The organism is Enterococcus sp. AZ015, from assembly GCF_050499225.1.
Taxonomy (GTDB): Bacteria; Bacillota; Bacilli; order Lactobacillales; family Enterococcaceae; genus Enterococcus_D; species Enterococcus_D entomosocium.
The window spans coordinates 111,388-118,525 of the sequence record NZ_JBMHEX010000002.1; the positions used below are offsets into that span (position 1 = coordinate 111,388).

General features: G+C 38.0%; 6 protein-coding genes. All 6 read left to right on the plus strand.

Going from position 1 to position 7,138, the window contains the following annotated elements; translation table 11 throughout:
* Positions 1–9: 9 nt before the first annotated feature.
* Entirely contained in the window at positions 10–666 is a 657-nt protein-coding gene (locus tag IGK85_RS17135) for a response regulator transcription factor (RefSeq protein ID WP_429972401.1), read from the plus strand.
* Positions 663–2,021, plus strand: a complete 1,359-nt coding sequence (locus tag IGK85_RS17140) for an ATP-binding protein (RefSeq protein WP_429972402.1) — start codon at positions 663–665, stop codon at positions 2,019–2,021. Before IGK85_RS17135 ends, IGK85_RS17140 begins: the two co-directional genes overlap by 4 nt.
* 729 nt (positions 2,022–2,750) lie before the next feature.
* The gene (locus IGK85_RS17145) at positions 2,751–3,104 is read left to right on the plus strand and encodes an LPXTG cell wall anchor domain-containing protein (RefSeq protein WP_429972404.1); all 354 of its coding nucleotides are present in this window, start codon (positions 2,751–2,753) and stop codon (positions 3,102–3,104) included.
* Positions 3,101–3,937, plus strand: a complete 837-nt coding sequence (locus IGK85_RS17150) for a WxL domain-containing protein (RefSeq protein ID WP_429972347.1) — start codon at positions 3,101–3,103, stop codon at positions 3,935–3,937. The genes IGK85_RS17145 and IGK85_RS17150 overlap by 4 nt, the downstream gene beginning before the upstream one ends.
* A 98-nt stretch (positions 3,938–4,035) precedes the next feature.
* Positions 4,036–5,106, plus strand: a complete 1,071-nt coding sequence (locus IGK85_RS17155) for a DUF916 and DUF3324 domain-containing protein (protein WP_429972346.1) — start codon at positions 4,036–4,038, stop codon at positions 5,104–5,106.
* A 15-nt stretch (positions 5,107–5,121) separates the two neighbouring features.
* Positions 5,122–7,138: pectate lyase-like adhesive domain-containing protein (locus tag IGK85_RS17160; RefSeq protein ID WP_429972405.1), on the plus strand; the 2,017-nt coding region annotated here is incomplete at its 3' end.

Genomic DNA, 7,138 nt, shown 5'->3' on the forward strand with positions numbered 1-7,138 from the left:
GAGAGCTATATGGAAAAAATTTTAGTTGTTGAAGATGAATATATGATCAATCAAATCGTGACGGAATTTTTAAAGGATCGAAAGTATGAAGTTTATTCAGTGAGAAGTGGCGAACAGGCGCTAGAGGCTTTTGCTGAGCAAACATTTGAATTGATCCTATTGGACATTATGTTGCCTGGAATAAGCGGAACGGATGTTTTAAAGAAAATGCGAGAAACGTCGGATGTGCCGATCATCATGCTGACTGCCTTGGATGATGAATATACACAGTTGCTTAGTTTTTCCCATTTGATCAGTGATTATGTCGTCAAACCTTTTTCCCCGCTTATTTTGATCAAACGGATCGAAAATGTTTTTCGGATAAATCAGGGCAATCCACATATCACCATCGGTGAGTATGCTATTGATTTAGAAGGTGGTCTTGTAAAAGTCAAAGAGGAAGAAATCCATTTAACAAGAAAAGAGTATGATATTTTAGCCATTCTAATAAGAAACAAAGGGAAAATAATGACGAGAGAACAATTGGTTTATCAAGTTTGGTCGTATGAATATCATTTGGAAAATCGAATATTGGATAATCATATAAAAAATATCCGAAAGAAAATGCCTCTTTTATCAATAAAAACGATCAAAAACAGAGGCTACCAACTTGAGGACAAACCATGAATATCATGCTGAAAAATTTTCTGTTCTCTGGGATCATCATTTTTTTAGTCTCAATTACTTCGTTGGTTGCTTTATATTTTACGATGCCTGTATATTATGAGCAAATGAAATTGAATGAAATAAACAAGGAATTCGATCAAGTAATAAATAGTATAGAGAACAAAGATTTAACTACAATGCAAAACGTTATTGATCAATACTGGTTTGGAAGAGAACAAAACCTTGATATCATGCTGATTAATAACCAAGGTCAAGTCATTGGCCCTTTCTTTGAAGAGAATATTGACTATTCAGGAATAAGTCTTTTCTCAGATGACATGAGCCTCTTTCAAGAAATTACTGACAAACAAGGCAACACCTATTTATTAGTTGGTATGTATTCAATGCAACCAGTCGAAGAAGCAAGTAAAGTCTTACTTCACTTATATCCATTTATTATTATCATATCATTGATCATCGGTGGGATAGGCGCGTACTTCTATAGTATTTATTCGACAAAAAAAATTAAAGAAATATCCAAAGTAACAGAGAAAATGATGGAATTAGATTCGGATATTCGTTGTGAATCCAACGGTATCGATGAAATCTCACTTTTAGCTCAAGATATCAACCATCTATATGCTTCTTTGATCCAAACAATTGAAGTGTTAGAGCTTGAAGTAGCTAAAACGAAAGAATTGGAACAAGTAAAGTCAGAGTTTATGCAAATCGCCTCTCATGAATTGAAAACACCCATTGCTTCATTGATGGGGCTGATTGATGGTATGATTTATAATGTAGGGAAATTTAAAGATAGAGAACGATATTTAAAAGTTTGTAAAAATATTTTGCAGGAACAAACAGAGATGATCAACAATATTCTCTTTGCCTCAAGAAACCAATTGCCTCCAGAAGATGTAAACTATGAAGAAGTCTCAATCAAAGATATGATCGAACATAAATTGACTTCTTTCCAGATCATGGCTGAAGCAGAACAGAAAAAATTAGTCGTTAATCTAAAAGAGGGGATGATCATCGGCAATAAAAATGATATAGATAAAATTTTAGATAATCTATTAAGTAATGCTTTCAAATATACGAAGTATGAGGGAGAAATCAATCTGTTTTTTGATGGTAAACAGTTAGTGATTGAAAATGAAGTGAATCAGATACTGACGGAAGAAGAATTAAGTAAGATTTTCCAACCTTTTTATCGCCCCGATTTCAACAGAAGCAGAGATACTGGGGGTTCAGGTTTAGGATTGTTTATCGTAAAGCAACTTTTCGAAAAACATGGTTGGGAGTATTCATTCAAGTCAACTGCAAATTCTAAAATGTGCTTTTCTGTCACTTTTAGAGGAAGAAAACTAAATTGATCAGTAGCATCTCCAGAAAAATAAACGACCAGTTGTCACAAGTTTTTATTGTTTTTTTGATAGTAGAGAAACTAAGAAACAAATTACATAACTGCTATTTACCAGAAACTTTGATTTTTATACACTCAACTGGGATTTAAAAAACTACACTATACCATACCACTATATATTAAAGAACAAAGTCATAAAAAAACTCACAGTGTGATAGAAACTCTTGAAAAAAATTTAGCGCCTGTAAGCTTTAAATGCAGTAAAATAAATATAGAATAATTAAATATAAAATTAAGAAGACTAGAAGATATCGATGTAGATTTGATCGGTACGAATTATTCTAGATATATTAGACTATACTCTTCATACAGAGTATCTTTTTCTTAAAGCAGTACCAGATGAACAAGATTGGCAACAGTTACAGAAAAAAACACGTGTAATTTTTAACCCTTCACGACTTAGGTGTAGGGGTTTTTTCGATTTTTTCCGATGCTGATGAAAAGAGCGATTTCGTTTTTTCTCTTTATCAAGTTATGATGAATCTTGTAAGGAAACACGCGTGCAGACTTAACAACTATTACCAAAAGCCTTCCGCTATTGAGATTGCAATAAAAAAGACTCGTAATAAGTCTGAAGGTCTCAAGAATACTAATAAATCAATTTTTTCAAAGTTCACGAAATCGATTATATTGTATTCTGAATAACAAAGAATTTTGAGACAAATCTAGGAGGAGGACCATGTTTTCTAATAGAAAAGAAGGTCTTGTGTTCGTTATCATCCTTATTTTTTTTCCATGTATTATGATAAATGCTACAGAAGTACAAAAGGTTGAGACAAATGGAACCGTTGGCTTTACTGGGGTGTATGAACCTATCGGCACACCTGATCCAACACCACCTGGAAGTATGGTGAGACCACCAATCACCGAAGGAGCCAAGCCAGGAGGAATATTACCACAAACAAATGATAACGTCTCTTCTTGGCTTCAAAGCTTAGGAAGTTTGAGTGTCAGTTTCGTTTTTCTTTTGTGGAAACGAAAGAAAAATCACATAAAAAATGAGAACTATAAGAAAGCAGGAATTAGTACATGAAATTACTCCGTTTAACAACAATAACCGCACTATCAAGCACGATCTTAATGGGAGGGACTGTATCCGTTTTGGCTAGTGAAACGAGGGAAGTCACGACAGAAGGCCAGATTCAGTTTACAGCACCAACAGACGAAGATGGTGAGTTAGTGGTTATTCCACCAGTCGACCCTGACGAAGGCGGACCAGATGTCGAGATTGAACCAGAAGTACCCGGAACAACAGGCCCATTATCCATCATGAAAGCTACCACAATGAACTTTGGATCACAAGTCATCTCAAACCAAGATCAAACCTATCATATGATTGCAGAAATGGCAAAATTAACAAATCCAGTGACAGATGGGCCAACCCACGTTCCTTACGTATCATTTGCGCAAGTCCAGGATCTAAGGGGGAATAATGAAGGTTGGAATCTAAAGGTGAGTTTGAGTGAGTTTGAGTCAAACTCACAGAACAAGATTTTGATCGGTTCTCAAATTACGCTAGTTGATTCGGCTATTCGTTACGAAGGAAGTAACCAAGAAAATGCACCAACGGCCCATACAGCTGGACTAACGTTGTTGCCTAATGGTGCTGCGCAATCAGTCATGAAAGCAGAAAAAGGGAAAGGGGCAGGGGCATCCTCTGTTGTCTGGGGAAATCAAAAAGACTTAATGGATCAATTTGAAGCCGAAGGCTTTGATCCTGAAAAAGATGTGGTCAAAAATAGTGCGATTCAATTGTTCATCCCTGGATCCACCGCCAAAGATGAGGCGACCTATACGTCTACTCTGACTTGGGAACTAGAGAACACACCAGATAACTCTGGTGGTGACGAAGATGATAACGCCTAGTAAAAGGCAGAAAACGAACAAGTATTCAATGACACTAGATTAGATAATTGACTCTCGACAGCGTTGCAGCTACTTGTAGCGCTGTTTTTTTAGAAAGGATGTTTTTCTTGAATAAACAAAAAGCGATGATAATGAAAAAAAAGGCGCGTTGGCTTGGATTACTTTTCACGCTGATGCTTGGCTTGTTTCCAGTTATAGGGCAAGCAGAGGAAGGTACGTTGAACTTTTACGTCACACCGGAATTTCCTGATAGTCAAGTTGAAGGATCCAGTAGCTATTTTGATTTGAATCTGTCTGCTGGAGAAACAGAACATTTAGCACTAAAACTACAAAATGCCAGTAATGATTCGATCCGAGTGCAAGTAACCCCACATACTGCGTACACCAATGTCCATGGCGTCGTAGAATATGGTCAGGATGCAAAAGAACCAGATCCGAGTCTGTCTCACTCATTGGATGAACTGATCGATCCATCGGAAATCATTGAATTAGCTGGTAACGAAACAAAGACGATCAGTGTCCCGTTACATATGCCCCAAGAATCATTTGAAGGCTTTCTAGCTGGTGGATTGCGTATCGCACAAGTCAAAGACGAACCAGAAGAATCTCCAAACAATGGAGAAGGGGTCGCAATCAAAAACGAATTTGCCTATGTCATAGGTGTCGTCGTCAGTAACGCACGAAATTCAGTCCAACCAGATCTTGAGCTTTTAGATGTTTTTGCGGACCAATTGAACTATCGAAACGTGATCAGTGCTAATTTACAAAACTTTACGCCAGCATTTATCAATCAACTGGCGGTCGAAGCCACGGTGCAACGAGCTGGAGAAGACGATATTCTCTACAAAGCCAGTGAAGAAATGATGCAGATGGCACCCAATTCAAATTTTAACTTCCCGATTCCCCTTGAGGGAGACAGTTTCCGATCTGGCGAGTATGTATTAAAATTAAAAGCCACCTCAGGAGAAGAAGAATGGTCTTGGGAGCGGACATTTATAATTGAAACAGAAGATGCCCGGAGTTTTAATCGATCAGATGTGACGATCGATACGAACACCAACTGGTGGATGGTCGGATCAATCGTCTTGGGTATTCTTTTACTTGGCGTCATTTTGTATCTACTGATTCAAAAACAGAAAGCAAGAGCAACAAACGAGCAAGAACAGTAAGAAGGAGTGGATGATATGATCACGAGGTTTAGACGACCGATGCTTGTGTTAGGGACAACCATCTTGATCATGCAAGCTATATTTACGCCTGTCGGCATGGTCTACGCAAAGACAACGGTGGACACTGAGGAACAAGAACTAATGGAACTTCCCCCGATGAAAAACTATCTAGAAGAAGAACCGATTAGTATTCCACATTTTTTCTTTACTCATTCGCGCATGCAAGGAACGATAGAGGTTCCTCTACAAGTGACGTTTTTTTCAAATCAGGAAGTGTCAGAAGTACGAATACTCATACCAGAAGAAGCAACGATTATTAAAGATAAATTACCAACAGGGATTTCAGTTGAGGAAGGAGCACAGCCTAATGAGTGGATCTTTCAGTCAAAACGTGCACAAAATACATTTGTCCTTCCTCTAGTCTTTGTAGAAGCTGGAAACTATGAATTGTCGGTGGAAGAAACGACAGCTCATCTAGAAATCATTGAGAAAGAAGAGATGAATGAGAAAGTCCCGGTCGAAGAAACGGAATTGTCAGAGGATGATCCAACTGGAAAAGAGGAATTAAAAGAAGACAATGGAATAGAAGAAGATCCAGAGAATGAACAACCGGCAGAAGAAGTACGTGATCCTGTATCAGAAGCTCCACAGGAGCAACAAACAGATTCGGAAGAGACCGATGAGGCGTCACAAGTGGTCGAACCGACAGTTTTTGATGGAGAAACAGCAGAAGTCGCTACGATGGCAGAATTCAGAGAAGCAGTTGCCAATCCAGCTATTGGGATCATTTCTGTTCAAACTAATTTGACAGAAGCTACCGCAAACATATTAACTGTGGATCGTTCATTACTTATCCAAGGAAACGGATATACATTGACTTTCGGTCATAATGATTTGTATTTTCAACTAGGAGAAGTGCCTGAACCATGCATCTTTCGAATTGAAAATGCGACACTTACAAAAGTCAATGCTAGGCCTTTAGTTAATTCTACTGCAGTCAATAGTACTAATTGGACTTTTGAAATGGAAGATACGAATGAATTGAGTGCAAATTCAATGAAATTAGCCAATCTTCCTAATGGAAGGATTCTCTTTACTGGCGGAGAGTCAAACTTTACACGTCCAGCAGCTGATCAAACGTTTATTCAAGCTAAAGAAATTATAGCTACAAATAATACTAAAGTAATAATAGATAGAGGAGCAGCGTCAATTTTTTTTTCAGATTCCTCTATAGCCGCACCCAAAATCGAAGTTAAGAATGGTGCATCTATCTATCTATCTGTTAGTAGTCATATACCTGCGATATATTTACAAGGAAGCAATTCACACATACATGTTAATGGTGGAAACCTTACTGTGACATCCTCAGCAGGGGTTTCAATGAATTTAACCGGCCAAGCACCGAGTATATCAGTTGCTGAAGAATCAGAAGTAACTATGGACGGGTTAGTAGCGCTTACAGGAAGCGAACCAGAAGTAAATATAAAGAACTCAAAGATCCGTCTAGATCAACTGTCGTTAATCGGAGATCAGGCGCGTTTGATTCTGGATGCCAGTGAGGTAACTATTTCGAGTGCAAGTAATAGGACATTACTCCTGCTAGATGGAAGTAACTCACTGTTATCATTAGACAATCAAAGCAGACTAGAGGTTATTAGTACATGGGCTACAACGGTACAATCAAATGGATCAGATACAGTTAGATTGGGAAATGGAAAAAAACAACCAACGTTATCTGTGAAAAATGAATCAAAACTAGCTATTACGGCTGCAGGATCATCGTCAACCAATATTGGGCCTGATGCAAGTTTCAATAATGGATTGCATATTGGGGGGGCATCCGCACATGTCGAGATCTTACAAGATTCATTAGTTGATGTCACTATAACTAGTGGGCGGCGCCGCAGGGCCATATTGTGGTCTGGTGCTAATAGTACCGTTGAAGTTAGTAATAGTAGACTGAACATTAATGATAGCTTAGGTTGGTCAGAGATAAATTTTGGTACAACAGGTATACCAAAAATTAGCATTG